General features: G+C 70.7%; 19 protein-coding genes. 14 read left to right on the plus strand and 5 right to left on the minus strand.

All coding sequences use genetic code 11. From position 1 onward, the window contains the following. The first annotated feature begins 114 nt into the window (after positions 1-114). The 6 genes from G3576_RS19385 to G3576_RS19410 all read left to right on the plus strand — a co-directional run bounded on the left by G3576_RS19385 (position 115) and on the right by G3576_RS19410 (position 7840). Positions 115-1521 carry a M20/M25/M40 family metallo-hydrolase gene (locus G3576_RS19385; protein WP_164696088.1) on the plus strand — a complete coding sequence of 469 codons (1407 nt, stop codon included), beginning with the start codon at positions 115-117 and terminating at the stop codon, positions 1519-1521. 14 nt (positions 1522-1535) lie between these two features. Beyond that, entirely contained in the window at positions 1536-3230 is a 1695-nt protein-coding gene (locus tag G3576_RS19390) for a M28 family peptidase (protein ID WP_164696089.1), read from the plus strand. Next, entirely contained in the window at positions 3230-3988 is a 759-nt protein-coding gene (locus G3576_RS19395) for an SDR family NAD(P)-dependent oxidoreductase (RefSeq protein ID WP_164696090.1), read from the plus strand. Before G3576_RS19390 ends, G3576_RS19395 begins: the two co-directional genes overlap by 1 nt. 12 nt (positions 3989-4000) lie before the next feature. Continuing rightward, positions 4001-5425, plus strand: coding sequence for a M20 family metallopeptidase (locus G3576_RS19400; protein WP_164696091.1), 1425 nt, complete (start codon positions 4001-4003; stop codon positions 5423-5425). A gap of 71 nt (positions 5426-5496) precedes the next feature. After that, entirely contained in the window at positions 5497-7269 is a 1773-nt protein-coding gene (locus tag G3576_RS19405; protein WP_164696092.1) for an SLC13 family permease, read from the plus strand. A 49-nt stretch (positions 7270-7318) separates the two neighbouring features. Beyond that, a complete protein-coding gene (locus tag G3576_RS19410; protein WP_164696093.1) occupies positions 7319-7840 on the plus strand; it encodes a MarR family winged helix-turn-helix transcriptional regulator in 522 nt (173 codons plus the stop codon). On the opposite strand, the gene G3576_RS19415 is transcribed toward G3576_RS19410, so the two are convergent. Then, complete coding sequence (locus G3576_RS19415; protein WP_164696094.1) at positions 7788-8366, minus strand: nucleoside 2-deoxyribosyltransferase; 579 nt, start codon at positions 8364-8366, stop codon at positions 7788-7790. The two genes, G3576_RS19410 and G3576_RS19415, sit on opposite strands and share 53 nt — an antisense overlap. Positions 8367-8488: 122 nt before the next feature. Between G3576_RS19415 and G3576_RS19420 the strand changes: the two genes are divergently transcribed. From G3576_RS19420 to G3576_RS19450, 7 genes are read left to right on the plus strand one after another with little or no spacing between them, the layout of a single operon-like run. Continuing rightward, positions 8489-9358 (plus strand): FAD binding domain-containing protein, encoded by an 870-nt coding sequence (locus G3576_RS19420; RefSeq protein WP_164696095.1) that lies wholly within the window; start codon positions 8489-8491, stop codon positions 9356-9358. Continuing rightward, positions 9355-9819: a (2Fe-2S)-binding protein gene (locus G3576_RS19425; RefSeq protein ID WP_164696096.1), complete on the plus strand. Its 465-nt coding sequence runs from the start codon at positions 9355-9357 to the stop codon at positions 9817-9819. Before G3576_RS19420 ends, G3576_RS19425 begins: the two co-directional genes overlap by 4 nt. Beyond that, entirely contained in the window at positions 9816-12152 is a 2337-nt protein-coding gene (locus G3576_RS19430) for a xanthine dehydrogenase family protein molybdopterin-binding subunit (protein ID WP_164696097.1), read from the plus strand. Before G3576_RS19425 ends, G3576_RS19430 begins: the two co-directional genes overlap by 4 nt. Further along, the gene (locus tag G3576_RS19435; protein WP_328729374.1) at positions 12145-12927 is read left to right on the plus strand and encodes an ABC transporter ATP-binding protein; all 783 of its coding nucleotides are present in this window, start codon (positions 12145-12147) and stop codon (positions 12925-12927) included. The genes G3576_RS19430 and G3576_RS19435 overlap by 8 nt, the downstream gene beginning before the upstream one ends. Further along, a complete protein-coding gene (locus tag G3576_RS19440) occupies positions 12917-13783 on the plus strand; it encodes an ABC transporter permease (RefSeq protein ID WP_164696099.1) in 867 nt (288 codons plus the stop codon). The genes G3576_RS19435 and G3576_RS19440 overlap by 11 nt, the downstream gene beginning before the upstream one ends. Continuing rightward, positions 13780-14703: an ABC transporter permease gene (locus tag G3576_RS19445; protein WP_164696100.1), complete on the plus strand. Its 924-nt coding sequence runs from the start codon at positions 13780-13782 to the stop codon at positions 14701-14703. The genes G3576_RS19440 and G3576_RS19445 overlap by 4 nt, the downstream gene beginning before the upstream one ends. Before the next feature lie 19 nt (positions 14704-14722). Next, positions 14723-15733, plus strand: a complete 1011-nt coding sequence (locus G3576_RS19450; RefSeq protein WP_456237348.1) for an ABC transporter substrate-binding protein — start codon at positions 14723-14725, stop codon at positions 15731-15733. A gap of 30 nt (positions 15734-15763) precedes the next feature. Here G3576_RS19450 and atzD read toward each other — a convergent pair whose 3' ends face one another. Then, positions 15764-16828: a cyanuric acid amidohydrolase gene (atzD, locus tag G3576_RS19455; RefSeq protein ID WP_164696101.1), complete on the minus strand. Its 1065-nt coding sequence runs from the start codon at positions 16826-16828 to the stop codon at positions 15764-15766. 65 nt (positions 16829-16893) lie between these two features. On the opposite strand from atzD, the gene G3576_RS19460 reads away from it, so the two are divergent. Next, positions 16894-18045, plus strand: a complete 1152-nt coding sequence (locus tag G3576_RS19460) for a flavin-dependent monooxygenase (RefSeq protein ID WP_164696102.1) — start codon at positions 16894-16896, stop codon at positions 18043-18045. 3 nt (positions 18046-18048) lie between these two features. Here the strand turns inward: G3576_RS19460 and G3576_RS19465 are convergent, their stop codons facing one another. Genes G3576_RS19465 through G3576_RS19475 form a run of 3 tightly spaced genes read right to left on the minus strand, consistent with a single transcriptional unit; the run spans position 18049 to position 20527 of the window. After that, entirely contained in the window at positions 18049-18798 is a 750-nt protein-coding gene (locus G3576_RS19465) for an ABC transporter permease (protein WP_164696103.1), read from the minus strand. Further along, positions 18795-19565, minus strand: a complete 771-nt coding sequence (locus G3576_RS19470) for an ABC transporter ATP-binding protein (RefSeq protein ID WP_164696104.1) — start codon at positions 19563-19565, stop codon at positions 18795-18797. The genes G3576_RS19465 and G3576_RS19470 overlap by 4 nt, the downstream gene beginning before the upstream one ends. Beyond that, positions 19562-20527 carry an ABC transporter substrate-binding protein gene (locus G3576_RS19475; protein WP_164696105.1) on the minus strand — a complete coding sequence of 322 codons (966 nt, stop codon included), beginning with the start codon at positions 20525-20527 and terminating at the stop codon, positions 19562-19564. The genes G3576_RS19470 and G3576_RS19475 overlap by 4 nt, the downstream gene beginning before the upstream one ends. Positions 20528-20535 lie beyond the last annotated feature (8 nt).

Genomic DNA, 20535 nt, shown 5'->3' on the forward strand with positions numbered 1-20535 from the left:
CTCCGCGATGCGCCAGGGTGGCGCCTGCTTTGCGAAGACGGCAAGGGGGTCGTGGCTTCCCGTCACGGGGCGATGCGTGCCAGCATCCCCACGGCAAGGAAGGGGAATGTCTCCATGGCAGGGACGCGGGCGGGTGCGATCGCGCGGGCGGAACGCTGCTTTGACGAGGGGACATATCTGGAGCGCCTGCGCGCGCTCGTCGCCGTGCCGACCGAGAGCCAGCTGCCGGACAGCGAGCCGGCGCTGCGCCGCTACTGCGAGGAGACCATGCCCGCGCTGATGCGCGACATGGCCTTCGAGCAAACGGTCCTGGACAATCCCAAGAAGGGCCGTGGCCCCGTCTTCGTCGCCACGCGGATCGAGGATCCGTCGCTGCCGACCGTGCTGGTCTATGGCCATGGCGACGTCGTGCGCGGTTTGAAGGGCAAGTGGTCCGACGGCATGGACCCCTGGGACGTCACGGTGCGCGGCGACAAGTGGTATGGCCGCGGCACGGTCGACAACAAGGGCCAGCACCTGATCGCGATCGAGGCGCTGCGCGCCGTGATGGCGGAGCGCGGCGGTCGTCTCGGCTTCAACGCCAAGGTGCTGGTCGAGACCGGCGAGGAACAGGGATCGCCCGGCCTGCGCGGGTTGTTGCAGGCGGAGCGCGACAGGCTGGCGGCGGATGTCTTCATCGGCCTCGACGGGCCCCGGCAGACGACCTTCATGCCGGAGATGAAGCTCGGCGCCCGCGGCGGCGTGGCGTTCGACCTGGTGGTGCGGCTGCGTGACCATGCGCATCATTCCGGCCATTGGGGCGGCGTGCTGACCGACCCCGGCTTCGTGCTGGCGCATGCGCTGGCCAGCATCACGGACCGGCACGGCCGCATCCTGGTGGAGGGTTGGACCCCCGCCGCCATCCCGCCCGCGGTGAAGCGCGCCATCGGCGAATTGGTGTTCGAGGACATCCCTGGCCTGCCCGAGGGCGACCCGAACTGGGGCGAGCCCGGGCTGACCAAGGCCGAGAAGATCTTCGGCTGGACCAGCGTCATCGTGCTGGCGCAGATCACGGGCCATCCCGATGCGCCGACCAATGCCGTGCAGGGGGAGGCCCGCGCGCGGCTTCAGGTGCGGCATTGCGCCGATGTGCCGGGCGACAGCATCGTGCCCGCGCTGCGCCGGCATCTCGACGCCAAGGGCTTTCCGGAGGTCGAGATCATCCAGGTGATGGAGCGCGACATGTTCGGCGCCTCCCGCACCGATCCGGATGATCCCTGGGTCGGCATGGTCGCGGGATCGATGGCGCGGACGACGAACCGCGCGCCCAACATCGTGCCCAATTCCTCGGGCTCCAACCCCTCCGACATGTTCCTGGAGGAGCTGGGCACGCCGGTGATCTGGATCCCGAACAGCTATGCCGGCTGCAACCAGCACGGGCCGGATGAACACGCGCTGGCGCCGCTGCTGCGGGAGGGGCTCGGGCTGATGGCCGGCATCTGGTGGGATATCGGCGAGGGCCGCGTGCCCGCGCGTCGCTGAAGGAGGAGGCAGCCATGCCGGACGGAACAACGACCAGCTTCACCGATGCCGTCAGCGGCCCGGAGATGATGGCCAATCTGCGCCAGATCGCGCGCTGGGTGAAAAGCTCCGGCGCCGCGGAGGAGCGGGAGGCGCTGGCCTTCATCGACCAGCGGATGCGGGACTATGGCTTCCGGACGGAAGTCATCCTGCATGACGCCTTCATCAGCCTGCCGGGCAAGGCCTCCGTGCTGGTGGACGGCAAGGCGGTGAAGGCGATCACGCAGAGCTTCTCGCAATCCTCGCCGCCCGGCGGCGTCTCCGGTGTGCCGGTCTATATCGGGCATGGGACGGAGGAGGATTTCGCGGGCCGCGACCTCGCGGGGAAGATCCTGCTGATGGAGGGCATGGCGACGCCGGCGACGGCGAAGCGCGCGACGGAGGCCGGCGCCATCGCGCATCTCCACATCAGCCATCACGAGCACATCCACGAGATGTGCATCTCCCCGGTCTGGGGCAGCCCGGGCAACAGCACGAAGGACGGCATGCCGCGCACCGTCGTCTGCAGCGTGGACAATGCCGATGGCGGCGCCATCCGCGATGCGCTGGCGGCCGGTGGGTCCCCCGTCGTGACGCTGCATGCCGAAGTTGATACGGGCTGGCGCAAGACGCCGATCCTGGTGGCGGAGATCGACGGCGCGGCGGGCGGTGGGGATGAGCCCTTCGTGCTGCTCTCCGGCCACCACGACACCTGGTACTACGGCGTGATGGACAACGGCTCCGCCAATGCGGGGATGATGGAAGTCGCCCGGCTCTGCGCGGAACGGCGTGACCGGATGCAGCGCGGCCTGCGCGTCTGCTTCTGGTCCGGCCATTCGCATGGACGCTATTCCGGCAGCGCCTGGTACGCGGATGCCTACTGGGATGAGTTGGATCGCCGCTGCGTCGCCCATGTGAATGTGGACAGCCTGGGCGGCGCCGGCGCGACAGTGCTGGCGAACACGGCGGCGATGGCGGAGCTGTGGCAGCTCGCCGCTTCCGCCGTGCAGGCCCACACCAACCAGACCTACAAGGGCAAGCGGAAGAACCGCAGCAGCGACGACAGCTTCGTGCAGATCGGCATCCCCTCCATGTTCGGCAGCATCAGCGAACAGCCGGCGAAGCACGCGCAGGCGCGCAACGCGCTGGGCTGGTGGTGGCACACGCCGCACGACACGATCGACAAGGTGGATGAGGCGAACCTCGTGCGCGACACCCGCGTGCTGGGGCAGGTCGTGTGGAACCTGCTGGCGAGCGAGGTCGTGCCGCTGGACCACGCCGCGACGGCGGCGTCGCTGCTCGCGGAACTGGCACCGCTGGAGACGAAGCTCGCGGGGCGCTTCCCGATCGAACCCCTGGTCGCAAGCGCGACGGCGCTGCGCGATGCGGCTGCCGCCCTGGCCGGCCGCCCCGCGAAGGATGCGGCGGCGGCGAATGCGGCGCTGATGCGCGCATCCCGCGCCCTGGTGCCGGCGGACTACACGGCGGGCGACCGGTTCCTGCACCCGCATGCGCTGCCGGTGCCGAATTGGCCGACCCTGCAGCCGATCCGCGACCTGGCCGCCACCACGCCCGGCACGGATGAGGAGCGCTACGCCGCCGTCGATGCGTTGCGCGCCCGCAACCGGGTCGCCTTCGCGCTGCGGGAGGCGCGGGCGGCCATCGCGGATGCCGCGGCGGCGCTGGGCTGATGCAGATCCGGTTCGATGGCCAGGTCGTGGCCGTCAGCGGCGGGGCCATGGGCTTCGGCCGCGCCATCTGCCGCCGCTTCGCCGATCTCGGCGCGCGCGTCTTCACCTGCGACGTGGATCAAGCGGGCCTGGCGGAGACGGCGGCGGGGCGGGACATCTCGACCGCCGTGGTGGACCTGTCCGACCGCGCCGCCGCCGCGGCCTGGATCAAGGGCGTGGAGGACGCCGCGGGCGGGCCGATCCGCGTGCTGGTCCACAATGCCGGCGGCGTCGTCGGCGCGCGCTTCCACCCGGTGGAGGAGGCGCCCGATGCCGACTGGGACAGGGTCTTCGCCGTCAACATCCATGCCGGCTTCGCCCTGGCCCGTGCCGCCGGGGCGGGGATGAAGGCGGCGGGGCGGGGGCGCATCGTCACCATCTCCTCTACCGCGGGCCTCCAGGCGTCGCGCACCGGGATCCAGGCCTATACGGCCGCGAAGCACGCGCTGGTCGGTCTCACGAAGCAGCTCGCGGTCGAATTCGGCCCCTACGGCATCACGGTGAACAGCGTGGCGCCGGGGCTGCAATATACGGGGCCGGAGGGCATAGCGGCCTGGGAAGCGCGGCCGGAAGCGGAGCGCCAGGCAATTCTCCGCACCATCGCGCTCGGCCGGCTGGGCGAGCCTGATGACATCGCCGATGGCGTGCTGTTCTTCGCCTCGGAGCATGCGAAACTCATCACGGGCCATGTCCTGCCGGTGAATGGCGGGCGGATCTAGGGAATACGGTCGATGCGCAACGATGAAGAGATCTGGCGCCACGTCGAGGAACGCCGCAGCGAGTATGCCGCGCTCAGCGACCGCGTCTGGGGCATGCCGGAGCTCTGCTACAACGAGCATCGCAGCGTCGCCGAGCATATCGCGATGCTGGAGGCCGAGGGCTTCGCCATCACGAAGGACGTCGCCGGCATCCCGACGGCCGTGATGGGCGAGGCCGGCGAAGGCGGCCCCGTCATCGCCATCCTCGGCGAGTATGACGCGCTGCCCGGCCTGTCCCAGGAAGCGGGCGTGGCCGAGCACCGGCCCATCCCCGGCGACGGCAACGGCCATGGCTGCGGCCACAATCTGCTGGGCTCGGCGAGCCTGCTCGCGGCCGCAGCCGTGAAGGACTACCTCAAGGCCAACAACCTGCCGGGGCGCGTCCGCTACTACGGCTGCCCCGCGGAGGAAGGCGGCGCGGCCAAGGGCTTCATGGTGCGCGCCGGCGCCTTCGATGACGTGGACATGGCCATCTCCTGGCACCCCGCCGCCTTCTCCGGCGTCAACGAGCCGATCAGCCTGGCCAATACCCGCATCGACTTCTCCTTCGTGGGCCGGGCGGCCCATGCCGCGTCCTCGCCCCATCTCGGCCGTTCGGCGCTGGATGCGATCGAATTGATGAATGTCGGCGTGAACTACATGCGGGAGCACATGCCGAGCGATGCCCGCATCCACTACGCCTATCTCGATGCCGGCGGCATCGCGCCCAACGTCGTGCAGAGCCGCACCAAGGTCCGCTACCTCATCCGCGCGCGGAACCTCGAAGAACTGAACGGCCTGGTGAAGCGCGTCCGCAAGATCGCGGATGGCGCGGCGCTGATGACGGAGACGACGGTCTCCACCCAGGTCATCTCCGCCGTCTCCAACCTGCTCGGCAACTCCCCGCTCGAACAGCTGATGCACGACAATTTCGAGCGCCTGGGCCCGCCCCCCTTCACGGAGGCCGACAAGGCGTTCGCGGCCGAGATCCAGAAGACTCTGCGGGACGAGGACATCCTCTCCGCCTATCGCCGCCAGGGCGTGACGCCGGAGACAGGCAAGGCGCTGTGTGACGCCATCGTGCCGCTCGGTGCCAAGGGCGCGGGGATGAACGGCTCCACCGATGTCGGCGACGTCTCCTGGAAGGTGCCAACGGTGCAGGCGCGGGGCGCGACCTACGCCATCGGCACGCCCGGCCATTCCTGGCAGGTCGTGGCGCAGGGCAAGACCGATGCGGCGCATACCGGCATGGTCCATGTGGCCAAGGTGATGGCCGGCACGGCGGTGGATGCCATCCGCAACCCCGACATCATCGCCAAGGCCAAGGCCGACCACCGCGCCCGCACCGGCGGCAAGCCCTATCAGAGCCCCCTGCCGCCGGACGCCAAGCCGGCACTCGGCATGTCGCTGGCCGAATAGGCCACACGGAACCGGCGGGGCCGGCCCGCCGTTCGCATCCCCGCGTCGATCTCCGGCGCGGGGATTTCCGTGTGACGATCGACCAGGCCATCGCCTTCGCCATCCTCGGCTGCACCATCGCGGCCTTCATCCATGGCCGCCTGCCCTACGACCTGGTGGCGCTCCTCTCCCTTTTCGCCGCCGTCGTCAGTGGCGTGGTCCCGGCGGAAAAGGCCTTCTCCGGCTTCTCCGACGACGTCGTCATCATCGTGGCCGGCGCGCTGCTGGTCAGCGGCGCCGTCGCGCGCTCCGGCGCCGTGGAGGCCGCGATGCGGCCGCTGCTGCCCCATCTCAAGGGCGGGCCGGCGGTGCAGGTGCCGATCCTGGCCGCCGTCGTCATGGTGCTCTCGGCCGTCACCAAGAATGTCGGCGCGCTCGCCATCCTGATGCCCGTCGCCTTCCAGCTGGCGCGGCGGACGGGCACCTCCCCCTCCGCCCTGCTGATGCCCATGGCCTTCGCGGCGCTGCTGGGCGGGCTGGTCACGCTGGTCGGCACCTCCCCCAACATCATCGTCTCCCGCCTGCGGGAGGAGATGCAGGGCCAGCCCTTCGGCCTGCTGGACTTCGCCCCGGTCGGCGGCTGCATCGCGCTGGCGGGGCTGGTGGTGCTGGCGCTGGGCTGGCGGCTGCTGCCGGGCGGGCAACGCGCCTCCGGCGGCAAGGCGGCGGCCTTCACCCTCTCCCACTACAGCACGGAAGCGCGGCTGCCCGCGGAAGGCGGCATGGTCGGCAGCACCGTGGCCGAACTGGCCGCCCTCGGAGAGGGCGAGGTCCGCGTCACCGCCCTCATCCGCGACGGCGCCCGCCAGGTGCCGGGGGATGCGGAAGTGCTGCGCCCCGCCGACCGCGTGATGCTGGCCGGAGAGGCCGACGACCTTGATGCCTTCATCGCCCGCAGCGGGCTGACGCTGGTGGGCGAACGCCAGGAACTGCCGGCCGATGCGGCGGAGGTGGTGGAGGGCGTCGTCACCGGCGAAAGCCCGCTGGTCGGCGCCACGCCCTCGGGCTTCGACCTGCATGGAAGGACCGGATTGAACCTGATCGCCGTCAGCCGCCGCGGCCAGACCATCGACGAGAAACTGAGCGAGCTGCGCTTCCGCGCCGGCGACGTTGTCATTCTGAAGGGGGAGGCCGAGGCGGTGCCCCATGCCATGGGGGGCCTGCGCATCCTGCCGCTGTCGGAGCGCAACGTGCCGCTGGGGCGCAATCGCCGCGGCTGGGTGCCGCCGCTGGTGCTGGCCATCGCCATGGGCCTGGTGGCCGCCCACGTCGTGCCCGTCTCCATCGCCTTCTTCGGCGCGGCGGTCGTGCTGCTGGCGCTGCGGGCCATGTCGATGCGGGAAGCCTATGAGACGGTGGAATGGCCCGTCATCGTGCTGCTCGCCGCCCTGATCCCGGTCAGCGAGGCGATCCGCACCACGGGGGGGACGGAGCTGGTGGCGGGATGGCTGGCCGTGGCCGCCGCCGCCGTGCCGCCGATCGCCGCCATGGCGCTGATGATGGTGGTCGCCATGGCCGTGACTCCCTTCCTCAACAACGCCGCGACGGTGCTGGTGATGGGGCCGGTGGGGGCGAGCCTGGCGCAGCAGCTGGGCCTCAGCCCCGATCCCTTCCTGATGGCGGTCGCGATCGGCGCGGCGAGCGACTTCCTGACCCCGATCGGCCACCAGTGCAACACGCTGGTGATGGGGCCCGGGGGCTATCGCTTCCAGGATTACTGGCGGCTCGGGCTGCCACTATCGGCCACGGTCCTCATCGTGGGCGTGCCGGCGGTGGCCTTCTTCTGGCCGCTCGCCCCGGCCTGAACGACCGGCCTGCTTTGCCCCCTGCCCGCCGCGGTTGTAGAAGGGGCTGATGACCCGTCGCGCCGCCAAGGACCCGGATCGCGCCCTGGCGCTGCCGCTGGAAGAGAGCCTCGGCTTCCAGGTCCGGGACCTCAACCGCGCCATGCAGCGCGCGCTGCAGATCCGCATCCAGCCCAGCGGCGCGACGCTTGGCGCCTGGTATTTCCTCCGCGTGCTGTGGGAGGAAGACAGCCTGACGCAGCGCGAACTCGCCGCCCGCATCGGCATGCAGGAACCGACCGCCGTCATCGCCCTGCGGGGCATGGAGGAGGCAGGCTGGATCACGCGAGACCGGAGCATGGAGGACCGGCGCAAGGTCCATATCCGGCTGACGGAGGCCGGCCGGGCGCTGCGGGAGCAGTTGCTTCCCCGGGCGCGGGAGGTGATCGGCCTGGCGACCCAGGGCATGAGCGAGGCGGAGATCGGGACGCTGCTCGGCCTGCTGAAGCGCGCGCGCGCGAACCTGGAACCGTCCTCTCTCATCCAGGCCCCACGCCGAGTCGCCGCGCCGCGGCGGCCACGCAGCGGCTGAATACGTCCAGCGAATCGAAGGGCAGGTCCGTCCCTTCCTCCGGCAGCAGGATGGGCAGGCCGCCGGTCTCCACCGCGCCGGGGATCATCAGGTTGTCCGGCAGGCCGAAGCCGCCGACCGTGAGCCCCGGCATCGGGTCCGGCACCGCCGCCACCTGCGCCTGGCTGCGGGCGGCAAACAGGGTGGCGGTGTTGGAGTAGGCGAAAATCGGGCGGCCGCGGCCAAGGAACCAGCCGAGCTCCACCAGCGTGCCGGCATCGGCGGAGGCGCCCCGGAAGGGTGTCAGGTTGGCGATGACGATGTCGGCGCGCTCCATCATCGCGATGTCCTTGGCGAAGATCACGCGCCAGGCCTCGGCTTCCGGCATGGCGGCCAGGCTTGCCACATCCTCGTTCAGCGGCGGCAGGGCGGTAATGCCATGGGCGGCGCAGATCGCGGATTTGCGGGCGGCATGGGCCGGCGCATCGGGCAGGAAGACGTCGGGGCCGGCGAGATAGGCGGTGATGGGCATGCCCCACCTGACCATGCCGCGCGCAGCCTGGGCAAGAAGGCGGCAGCCGCCCGGCCGTCGGGCACCGCCTGTCCGGAAAACGCCTCTGGCACGGGCGGGGCGGCTTCTGGCAGTTTCGGAATCATGAGGATCATCGATTGAAGCCGGCGCCCTTCGACTGGCAGGCGCCGGAGACGGTGGAGGCGGCGCTGGCGCTGAAATCCGTCCATGGGGATGGCGCACGCTTCATCGCGGGGGGGCAATCCCTGGTGCCGGCGATGAATTTCCGGGTCGCCCAGCCCGGCGTGCTGATCGACCTGAGCCGGGTCGCGGGCCTCGATTCGCTGGCCTGGTCGCCGGACGGGTCGCTGCGGATCGGGGCGATGGTGCGGTACCGGGCCATCGAGCGAGATGCAGAAGTGGCCAGGCACCTGCCCCTGATCCTGGAAGCGCTGGCGGAAGTGGCGCATCCGCAAATCCGCACCCGGGGGACACTCGGCGGCAATCTCTGCCACGCCGACCCGGCCAGCGAGATGCCGGCCGTGATGCTGGCGCTCCAGGCGCGGATGGAGGTTCGGGGCCCGGGCGGCACGCGCATCCTGCCGGCGGCCGATTTCTTCCTGGGCCCGCTGACCACCGCGCTGGCGGAGGATGAGATGCTGGCCGCGATCATGGTGCCTCCCCTGCCCGCCGGCGCCGGCACGGCCTTTCTCGAACTGGCGCGGCGGCGGGGCGACTATGCCATGATGGGCGTCGCCGCGGTGCTGCGGCGGGACGGCGCCGGGCGCTGCGCGGAAGCGCGGCTGGCCTTCTGCAGCGCAGGGCCGACGCCCATGGCGGCGCCGGGCGCGGCGGCGCTGCTGGTCGGCACGGCGCTGGCGGCGGCCGACATCGCGGCGGCGGCGGAGGCCGCGAAGGCGGAGATCGAGCCGATGGGCAGCGTGCAGGCCTCCCCGGCCTATCAGCGCCATCTGGCGGGCGTGCTGGCCGCCCGCGCGCTGACCCTGGCGGCGGAGCGCGCGGCATGAAGGTGCGCGTGACGGTGAATGGCGTGGCCCATGAGCGGGAGGTCGAGCCGCGCCTGCTGCTCAGCGACTTCCTGCGCCACGAGATCGGGTTGACGGGCACCCATGTCGGCTGCGAGCACGGCGTCTGCGGCGCCTGCACCATCCTCTGGGATGGCGAGCCCGCGCGTGCGTGCCTCGCTTTCGCCGTGCAGGCGGAGGGGCATGACATCCGCACGGTGGAAAGCCTGGCGCCCGCGCCCGGCCAGCTCAACGCCCTGCAGCAGGCCTTCCAGGACAGCCACGCGCTGCAATGCGGCTACTGCACCCCCGGCATCCTGATGACGATGACGGCCTTCCTGGCGGAGAACCCGAAGCCCAGCGAGGAGGAAGTGCGCCACGCGCTGTCCGGCAACCTCTGCCGCTGCACGGGCTACCAGCACATCGTGGACGCGGTCCTTCTGGCGGCGGAGCGCGGCGCATGACGCATTCCTTCGGCAAGCCGCTGACGCGGAACGAGGACCCGCGGCTGCTGCGGGGCGAGGCGCTGTTCGTCGACGATGTCGAACTGCCCGGCCTGCTGCATGTGGCCTTCCTGCGTAGTCCGCATGCCCATGCGCGGCTGCTCTCCGTCGATCTGACGGCGGCGCGCGCGCGGTCCGGCGTGATCGCCGCCTATGCGGCGGAGGATCTGGGCGACTACTGGAAGCCCGGCCCCCTGCTGGTGCCGCCGCCACCCGTCCCCGGCATGGTCTTTCATCAGTGCTGCCAAGTGCCGCTGGTGAAGGACAAGGCGCGGCATGTCGGCGAGCCCGTCGCGATGGTGGTGGCCGAGAGCCGCTACATCGCGGAGGACGCGCTGGCCGACATCGTCGTGGAGTGGGAGGTGCTGGACGCGGTCGGCGACCTGGAGGCCGCGCTGCAGCCGGGCTCGCCGCTGGTGCATGACCATCTCGGCGTGAACGTCGCGGCGCGCGTGCACCAGCATCGCGGCGACTATACCGCGGCGGCGAAGGCGGCCGCCCTGGTCGTGAAGCGGCGCTTCACCTATGACCGCGGCGCCTCCATCCCCATGGAGACGCGTGGCGTCGTCGCACAATGGGACCCGCGGGCGGACCGGCTGACGGTCTGGGACACGACCCAGGCGCCCGTCGTCATCCGCAACGGGCTGGCCGCCATGCTCGGCCTCAGCGAACGGCAGGTGCGCGTGGTCGCGCCCAATATCGGCGGCGGCTTCGGGCCGAAGATGATGATGTTCTACCCCGAGGAAGTGCTGGTCCCCTGGGCCGCCATGCGCCTCGGAAGGCCTGTGAAGTGGATCGAGGATCGGCTGGAGCATTTCTTTGCCACGACGCATGAGCGCAGCCAGATCCATGACGCGGAGATCGCGCTGGATGCCTCCGGGCGCATCCTCGGCGTGAAGGATGTCTTCCTGCACGACAACGGCGCCTATGACCCCTATGGCCTGACGCTGCCGCTGAACAGCCAGTGCACGCTGCTGGGCTGCTACCTCGTGCCGGCCTATGACAGCGTCTTCACCGCCGTCTTCACCAACCGCACGCTGGTCACGCCCTATCGCGGTGCCGGACGGCAGCACGGCGTCTTCGTGATGGAGCGGCTGCTCGACATCGCGGCGCGCGAACTCGGGCTGGACCGCAACGAGATCAGGCGGCGCAACTTCATCCCCGCGGACGCCTTCCCCTACGACCAGGGCGTGATCTACCAGGATTTCTCCCGCCTCTCCTACGACAGCGGCAACTACGCACCGATCCTGGAGAAGGCGCTGGACGCCATCGGCTATGACCGCTTCGTGCAGGAGACGCAGCCGAAGGCGCGCGCGGAGGGCCGGGCGCTGGGCATCGGCGTGGTCTGCTATGTCGAGGGCACGGGCATCGGCCCCTATGAGGGTGCGAAGATCCAGGTGCAGGGCAGCGGCAAGGTGAGCCTCGCCACCGGCATCGGGTCTCAGGGCCAGGGCCATGCCACGGCCTTCGCGCAGGTCGTCGCCGAGCAGCTCGGCGTCGATATCCGCGATGTGGAGGTCACGACCGGCGACACCGACCAGTTCTATTGGGGCGTCGGCACCTTCGCGAGCCGCGGCGCCGTCGTCGCCGGCAGCGCCACGCATGAAGCCGCCAAGGTGGTGCGCCAGAAGATCCTGAAGACCGCCGCGCGCCACTTCGAATGCGCGGAGGAAGATCTGGTCCTGGCCGATGGCAAGGTGCATGTCGTCGGCGTGCCGGATCATTCGATCACGCTCGGCGCCCTGGCGGGCCTGGCGAACCCCATGCGCGGCGCCGTCACGCCGGGCACGGAGCCGGGGCTGGAGGCGACGTCCTATTTCGGCCCGGCCGGCGGCGCCACCGCCAGCGGCGCGCATGCGATGATCGTGGAGGTCGATCCGCTGACCCTGCGGCCGACCATCCTCGACTACGTCGTCGTCCATGACTGCGGCACGGTGATCAACCCGCTGATCCTGGCCGGGCAGATCCAGGGTGGCGTCGCGCAGGGCATCGGCAATGCCTTCTTCGAACAGCTGCATTGGGACGAGCAGGGCCAGTTGATGAATGCCAGCCTGGCGGACTACCTGCTGCCGACCGCGCTCGACGTGCCGCGCATGCGCCTCGACCACACCGTGACGCCGTCGCCGCTCAATCCGCTCGGCGTGAAGGGCGCGGGGGAGGCCGGCGCCATCCCCGTCGGCGCGCTCTTCGCGCAGGCGCTGGAGGATGCGCTGGACCTGCCTGCCAAGGGGATCGAGATTCTCGAAATGCCGCTCAGCCCCTCGCGACTCTGGGAGATCACCAACGGTGGCTGAGCCGGCGATCGCCGCGCGGAACCTGTCCCTGGTGTTCCGCACCAATGACGGGCCGGTCCATGCGCTGTCCGACGTGAACATCGACATCGCGCCTGGCGAGTTCATCTCCCTCATCGGCCCCTCAGGCTGCGGGAAGACGACGCTGCTGCGCGTGATCGCGGATCTGGAGAAGCCGACCGGCGGCGAGATCCGCGTGAACGGCGTGACGCCGGAGGCCGCGCGGCTGGCGCGCGACTATGGCTACGTCTTCCAGGCGCCGGCGCTGTTTCCCTGGCGCACCATCGAGGGCAACGTGATGCTGCCCTTGCAGATCATGGGGCTCTCCAAGGCCGAGCGGCAGGAACGCGCGCGGCAGCAGCTGGCGCTGGTGAACCTGGCGGGCTTCGAGCGGAAGTTTCCCTGGCAGCTCTCCGGCGGCATGCAGCAGCGCGCCTCCATCGCCCGCGCGCTGGCCTTCGAGCCGAAGCTGCTGCTGATGGACGAGCCCTTCGGCGCGCTGGACGAGATCGTCCGCGACCACCTCAACGAACAGCTGCTGAAGCTCTGGGCCACGACGCGCAAGACCGTGGTCTTCGTGACGCATTCCATCCCGGAGGCGGTCTTCCTCTCCACCCGCATCGTCGTCATGTCGCCGCGGCCCGGACGCATTACGGATATCGTGGATTGCGACCTCGGCCCCGATCGCCCGCTGGAGATCCGGGAGACGCCGGAATTCCTGCGCATCGCGCAGCGCGTGCGGGAGGGGCTGCGCGCGGGCCATTCCTATGAGGGCTAGCATCCTGCCGGTGCTGACGGTCTCCGCCGGCATCGTGGTGCTGTGGTACCTCGGCGCCGTCTGGCTGAACTGGCAGGTGGTGTGGGACATGCAGGCGCGGGCCGGCCATGCGCCCGACTTCGCCACCATGGTGTCGCTGACGCTGTCCCATGCGCGACCGCTGCTGCCGGCGCCGCACCAGGTGGTGGTGGAAACCTGGAACAGCCTGACGGGACCGCCCATCACATCCCCCCGCAGCCTGGTGAACCATGCGATGGTCACGCTCTCCGCCGCGCTGGCGGGGTTCGGGCTCGGGTCGCTGGCGGGAGTGCTGCTGGCGGTTGCGATCATCCATGTGCGGGCGCTGGAACGCAGCCTGATGCCCTGGATCATCGCCTCCCAGGCCGTGCCGGTGCTGGCGCTGGCGCCGATCGTCATCGTCGCGCTGGGCGCGCTCGGCATGACGGGGCTGATGCCGAAGGCGATCATCAGCGCCTATCTCTGCTTCTTCCCCGTCGCCATCGGCATGGTGAAGGGGCTGGCGGCGCCGGATGCCCTGTCGCGCGACCTGCTCCGCACCTATTCCGCGACGCCGGCGCAGGTATTCTGGACGCTGCGCGTGCCGACCTCCCTGCCCTACCTTTTCGCCGGGCTGAAGGTCGCGGTCGCCGCCGCCGTGGTCGGCGCCATCGTGGCGGAGTTGCCGACCGGCGCGCAGGCGGGGCTGGGCGCGCGGCTGCTGGCGGGGTCCTATTTTGGCCAGACCCTGCAGATCTGGTCGGCGCTGACCGTCGCGGCCGTGGTCTCCGCCACGCTGGTCGGGGTGGTCGGCCTGGCGGAGCGGCTGCTGGCGCGGCGCATGGGGGCGCGGGCATGAGGACGGGGCTGCTCGCGGCCGTCGTCGTGCTGGGCTTCGTCCTGGCGATCGCGGGCGTGCATGCGCCGGGCGAGCCGGGCTCGCTGGCCTGGGCCGGCATCGCCCTCACCGCGGGGCTCGCGGCCTGGCTGGTGAAGCGGCTCGGCGACCTGCCGGGCCAGGGCTGGCAGGCGCTGGCCGCGCCGCTGGCCTTCGGGGCCACCATCCTCGCGCTGTGGGAAGTGCTGGTGGTGGGGTTCGAGGTGCCGATGGCCCTGATGCCCGCGCCCTCCGCCATCGCCGCCCGGATGGCCAGCGGCGCGCATCTGCTCTGGCAGGATTTCGTGCAGACCTTCCTCAAGGCCGTGCTGGCGGGCTACGCCATCGGCTGCGGCTCGGGGTTCCTCATGGCGCTGCTGGCGGACCGCGTGCCCTTCCTGCGCCGTGGCCTGCTGCCCATCGGCAATCTGGTGGCGGCGCTGCCCGTCGTCGGCATCGCGCCGATCATGGTCATGTGGTTCGGCTTCGACTGGCCCTCCAAGGCCGCCGTCGTCGTCGCCATGACCTTCTTCCCGATGCTGGTGAACACGGTGGCGGGCCTGGCCGCTGCCGGCGCGCTGGAGCGCGACCTGATGCGCAGCTACGCCGCCGGCCACGGCCAGACGCTGCTGCTGCTGCGCCTGCCCGCCGCCCTGCCCTTCATCTTCACGGCGCTGAAGGTGAACGCGCCGCTGGCGCTGATCGGCGCCATCGTGGCGGAGTTCTTCGGATCCCCCACCACCGGCATGGGCTTCCGGATCACGACGGAGGCCGCGCGCCTCGCCCTCGACATGGTCTGGGCGGAAATCGTTGTGGCGGCGGTGGTGGGTTCGGCATTCTACGGCGCCATGGCGCTGATCGAGCGGCGGGTGACCTTCTGGCATCCGTCCGTTCGCGGCTGACAAGCAAGGAGAGACAGGGATGGTGATGGAATCGATGCGGCGCGCCGTGCTGGGCGGGCTGGTGGGGCTCGGGATGCTCGCGGGCGGTGCCGCGGCGCAGGCGCAGGAGCGCGTGAATCTCCAGTTGAAGTGGGTCACCCAGGCCCAGTTCGCGGGCTACTACGTCGCGCAGGCCCGCGGCTTCTACCGGGCCGCCAACCTCGATGTCCGCATCGCGCCAGGCGGCCCGGACATCGCGCCGCCGCAAGTCATCGCGGGCAACCGCGCCGACGTCATCGTGGAATGGATGCCCGCCGCGCTGGCCAGCCGCGAGCGTGGCGTGCCGCTGGTCAACATCGCGCAGCCCTTCAAGCGGTCCGGCATGATGCTGACCTGCCGGGCGGAGACGGGCATTCGCACCCCCGCCGACCTCCGCGGCAAGACGCTCGGCGTCTGGTTCTCCGGCAACGAATATCCCTTCCTCGCCTGGATGTCGCGCCTCGGCTATCCCACCAACGGCACGCCGCAGGGCGTGCGCGTGCTGCGCCAGGGCTTCAACGTGGACCCGCTGCTGCAGCGCCAGGCCGACTGCGTCTCCACCATGACCTACAACGAATACTGGCAGGTCATCGATGGCGGCTTCCGCCCGGAACAGCTCCAGGTCTTCCGGTATGAGGAGCAGGGCGTCGCCACGCTGGAGGACGGGCTTTATGTGCTGGAGAACCGCCTGACCGACGCGGCCTTCGTCGCGCGCATGGCGCGCTTCGTCCGTGCCTCCATGCAGGGCTGGGACTGGGCGCGGCAGAACCCGGATGCGGCGGCGCAGATCGTGCTGGATAACGATGCTTCCGGCGCGCAGACCATCGCGCATCAGCGCCGCATGATGGGCGAGATCGCCCGCCTGCTGGATACCGAAGGCGGCGGACGCCTGGTGCAAGCCGACTATGACCGCACGGTGCAGACGCTGCTGTCCTCCGGTGGCGACTCGCCGGTGATCAGCCGGGCGCCGACCAATGCCTGGACGCATGCGGTGGTGGACGCGATCCGCTGAGGCCGAGGGGGGCCGCTGACCGGCGGCCCCCTATTCGCGGGCGAAGACGCAGACTAGCCCGCCGCCGGGCGGCCCCTGGTGTTCCGCCCCGCCACTCACGAAGACCTGGCCATCCCCCGTCACGGCGGCGACGACCGCGCCGAGCGCGCCGCGCAGGTGCCGCTGCGCATCGATATCCGTATCACCCAGCATGGTGTGCCGCGCGCCGCGGATATGCCCGGCCTTGTCAGGCTCCCCCTTCGCGATCACGCCGAGCACGCGGCTGCGGTCCTGCACGGCAGGCGAGGCTTCAAGCCCCGCGGCGCGGCAGGCGTGGATGACGCCATCGAGGTCCAGCAGGTCCCGCATCGGCGCGACACCAGCCCTGATGCCCGGCGTCCATCCCGCGGCGCGGCCGATCACCACCACCTCGTTGCAGGTGACCTCGATGCCCGAGGAGATGCTGACGCGGTTGGAGTAGTGCTGCACATCGCGCAGCAGCGCCGCTTCCGTGCCTGCTTCCGGCGCGATGTCGCCGATCGCGATGCCCGCGCCGAAGGCGGCCGCGGCGCGAGACAGCGCCATCAGCACCCGCGGGTCGGTGCTTCGCGCATCGGGCCCGGGTGCCAGCGCGCAGGGCGCCTTCACCTGCACCAGGGCCACATCCTCGGCCCGCGTGATGCCGGCATCCGCCATGGCGGCGCGGACGGCGGCGGTCACGGCCTCGATCTGCGCGACGCGGCCGATCTCGCCGGCCGGCGTCGGCGGGCTGAAGGCGCTGCCGAGGGCGAGGCCCGATGCGCCACCACGGTCGCGCGCCACGGCGAAGACCATGTAGTGCGGGGACAGGGCGCCCTCCGTGCCCCCCGACAGCACGCAGGGGATGCGCGCGGCCAGCGCCTCCGGTGCCTCGCCCGTATGCCGCGCCAGCAGCAGCATCAGCGATTGCGTGAAGAAGCCCCTGGTGAAGTCGTTGAGGCCGCCATTGCCCTCCGTCTTGCCGATCACGGCGCGGACATCGCCCGCGCGGATCGTGCCGGCGGCGATCAGCCCTGCCAGCGCGGAAAGGTCGCCCGGATGGGCCATGGGGAGACGGTGGATCGACAGGCTCGGCATCGCTAAAGCATAGGTCAGGTGGCGCGGGCTTTGCACGGCCCGCGCGGAACTGGCGGGTATTTTCCATGCGCATCGGCATCATCGGGACGGGAGTCGCGGGCAGCCTGCTGGCGGAGGCGCTTCTCGACTCCCCGGGCATCGACGTGGCGGCCTTCGAACGCGTGGCGCCTGGCGAACATGCGGAGGCCGGCACGGGCCTCAACATCGGCCCGAATGCCCTGAAGGCGCTGCGCCTGCACATGCCCGCACGCCACGCCGCGCTGAGGGAGGCTTCGCTGCCCTGGCATCGCTGGTTCGTGGACCTGACCGATGGCTCGCGGCTCTTCGACCTCGACATGCTCTCGGTCGCGGAGGAGCCGGGCGTGCGCATCCGCTGGTCGGAACTCTACCGGCTGCTGCGCGCCCCCGCGGCAGGCTGCACCCGGAATGCGCATGTTCTGGAAGCGCTGGAGGAGGATGCGGCGGGTCGCCTCGTACCGGTGTTCCGCACGCCGGATGGGCTGGCACGCCACGGCGCCTTCGACCTGCTGGTCGGCGGCGATGGCCGCTACAGCCGGCTGCGCGCGCTGACGGCGGGCGAGCCCGGCAGCACGCTGCTCGGCGTCTGCATCTGGCGACTGCTGGTGACGGAGGCCGCCGACTGCCCCTATGACGATTACGGCCAGTGGTTCAACGGCAACGCCAGGCTGCTCTCCTTCCGCGTGCCGGGCGGCGCCGTCTATATCGCCGGCACCTTCCCACTGAACGGCGCCGAGACGATCCCCGAGGCGATGAAGACGGCCAAGGCGCAGCGGGCACTCTTCACGCCAGCGAATGGCGCCCCCTGCCCCGCCGTCACCTGGATGCTGGACAAGATCGAGCAGCATCTCGGGGATATCCACTGGGCGCGCAGCGCGACCTCCCCCGTGCAGCGCCATGCCGCCGGCGGCCGCGCACTGTTCCTGGGCGATGCGGCACAGGCCATGGTGCCGACGCTCGGCCAGGGCGCGACCCAGGCGGTGGAATGCGGCGTCGTCGCCGGCGTCGTGCTGAAGCGCGGCGGCACGGTGGCGGAGATCGCGGCGCTGCGCGATCCCCGCGTGAAGTTCGTCAGCGACTTCTCCTGGGAAGCCAGCGACACGCTGGTGCCGCCCTGCGACGTCGTAGCGGGCACCCGCGCCAAGATGGAGGCGCCGTTCATGGAGAAGCTCCGGCGGCTCTACACCGACGTCGCGTGAGGGCTACCGCCCGGCCCAGTGGACGAAGCGCTTCTCGATCAGCAGGAAGAGCAGGTTGAGCGCGTAGCCGAGCGCACCGGCCACGAAGATCGTGCCGTACATCAGCCCGCTCTCGAACAGCATCTGCGCGTTGATGACGCGGTGGCCGAGCCCATCGGTGGAGCCGATGAACATCTCCGCCACCACCACGATGACCAGCGCGAGCGAGACGCCCGCGCGCATGCCGACCAGGATCTGGGGCAGCGCCTCCCACACCAGCACATCGGCCATGATGCGCGGGCCGGAGGCGCCCATGATCCGCGCCGCCAGCACCCGCGTCCGCCGCGCATTGATCACGCCATAGGCCGCGTTAAAGAGGATGACGAGCGCGGCGCCGAAGGCCGCGACCGCGATCTTCGTCGATTCGCCCGGCCCGAACAGCACGATGAACAGCGGGAACATGGCCGAGGCCGGGGTGGAGCGGAAGAAATCCACCACAAATTCGACGCTGCGATAGACGCTCTCCTTCGCCCCAAGCGCGACGCCCAGCGGCACGCCGATCGCGGTGGCGATGAGGAAGGAGAGCATCGTCCGCTGCACCGTGCGCCAGGTGTCCAGGGCCAGCGTGCCCCGGACCAGCGCCGCCCAGGTATCCGTGAAGGCCTCGGCCGGCGGCGGCAGCAGGATCGGGTCGGCGACGCGCAGCCAGACGGCGACCTGCCAGAGGAGAATGAAGCCGACAGCACCCGCCACCGGGGCGGCCAGGGTTTTCATGCCGCCACCGCCGCCTGGAAGACGTCGAGGCAGCGCGCCTTGATCGCCACGAAATCCGGCGAGGACAGCGCCGCCGTGCCGCGCGGCCAGGGCAGCGCCACCGGCACGTCATCCGCCACCGTGGTTGGCCGCCGCGTCAGCATCAGCAGCCGGTCGGCCAGCACGATCGATTCCTCGAGGTCGTGGGAGACGAGCAGCGTGGTGACGCCGATCTCCTTCAGCACGGCCTGCAGCAGGTCCCGCAGCGACAGCGTTGTCTCATAGTCCAGCGCGGAGAAGGGCTCGTCCAGGAACAGCACCTCCGGCTCCACCGCCAGGGCCCGCATGATGGAGACCAGCTGTTGCTGGCCACCCGACAACTCGTAGGGGTAGCGGTGGAGGTCGAAGCGCACGCGGAAGCTGGTGGCCAGGCGTTCCAAGCGCCGCTCGATCTCCGGCTTGGGCAGGCCCATCAGGCGCAGGGGATAGCGGATGTTGTCGGCGGCGCGGCGCCACGGGAACAGCGCCTCCCGGTAGTTCTGGAAAACGTAGCCGACGCGCACATCGGCGACATCCCGCCCGTCATACAGGATGGTGCCGCCATCCGTCGCCAGCAGCCCCGCCGCCATGTTGATCAGCGTCGATTTCCCGCAGCCATTCGGCCCGAAGATGGCAAGGATGTCGCCGCGCCGCACATCCAGGTCGAAGCCCGAATAGACGGGCTGCCCGCCGAAGGCCTTGCGCAGGCCACGGATGGAGATCGCGGCCTGCCGCGGGGGAATGCTCACAGCGCGCGCAGGAAGGACCGCACCTCGATCCGGTCGCGCACCACGCCCTGCGCCACCGCCAGGTCCACGAACTTCTGGAAATCCGCGATCTCCGCCGGCGTCATGTCCTTCACCATGCGAAAGTTCACCAGCGGGATGGTCGGCGCCAGCTCGGCGGAGGTCTGCATGTGCTGCACCAGCAGCGGGCGGACGCTGGCGGGATCGGAGGCGATCAGCGCGCAGGCCTGCGCCCAGGCGGCGGCGAAGCGCTGCGCGACGGCGGGCTTTTCGCTGAGGAACTTGCCCGTCAGCGCGGCACCCGCTGCCCAGGCCTGCGCCTCGCGCCGACCCAGCAGATGCGTCGCGATCACGCCCGTCTCCAGCCGCCGCGCCGCACCGGCGCGCTCCGCAATGGTGGCGACGGGCTCCAGCGTATAGGCGGCATCGAAGGTGCCGGCGGCCAGCGCGCCAACATGCACGCCCATCTGCTGTTCCTGGATCGTGTAGTCCCGCCCCTCCTGCAGCCCGTTCGCCGCCAGCACGGCGCGAGCGGCGGAGATGTTCGCCGGGCCAGGGGCGGAGAGGATGCGCGCGCCCTTGAGGTCCCGGATGGATTGCGCGGTGCTGCCCGCGCGCACGACGAACTGTTCCATCTGGTACTGCGCGTTCTGCCCGTTCAGCGCGACATAGACGGCGGTGTTGGCGCGCCGCGCATTGATGTTGGCGCCCTCCAGCGTCACCAGGTTCGACGCGGCTTCCACATCGCCCGCGACCATCGCCTGCACGATCAGCGGCGCGGCCTGCAGCGGCACGGCGCTGGCCTCGATCCCGTGCGCCGCGAAGAAGCCACGCTCCACCGCGACGTAATAGGGCAGAGCGGAGGAGACGTTGAAGACCGCGACGCGGACACGATCCGGCGCCTGGGCCCGCGCGAGGGACGGCGCCGCGAGGGCAGCCAGCAGAAGCGGACGACGGCTGATCATGGCGGTTT

The sequence above is a fragment of the Falsiroseomonas algicola genome (assembly GCF_011040385.1).
In the GTDB taxonomy this organism is placed as follows: Bacteria; Pseudomonadota; Alphaproteobacteria; order Acetobacterales; family Acetobacteraceae; genus Falsiroseomonas; species Falsiroseomonas algicola.